General features: G+C 61.5%; 1 protein-coding gene. It reads right to left on the bottom strand.

The window, feature by feature from the left end; genetic code table 11:
• A partial coding sequence (ygfZ, locus tag AC0IW9_RS31865; protein ID WP_471652280.1) for a CAF17-like 4Fe-4S cluster assembly/insertion protein YgfZ occupies positions 1–239 on the bottom strand: 239 nt, incomplete at both ends.

The following is a 239-nucleotide window of genomic DNA, read 5'->3' as shown; positions in this document are numbered from 1 at the left end:
GCCGGTAATTCGGCGCCTTCCAGGCTCAAGCGCTGCAAGCGGCGTTTGAGTTTGCCGCGGTACTGCATGCGCGCGACGATTTCCTGGCCGGTGTAGCACCCTTTTTTGAAGCTGACGCCGCCCACGGCCTGCAAATTGATCATTTGCGGAATAAACAGCTCGCGCGTCGCGCCAAATACCTGGCCGATGCCGGCGCGAACCTGGGCGAGTAGCCAGCTGTTAAGGGGACGCTCTGGGAG

This window comes from Belnapia sp. AC561 (assembly GCF_979252845.1).
The sequence above is the reverse complement of the archived record's forward strand: the minus strand, read 5'-3'. Positions and strand labels throughout refer to the sequence as shown.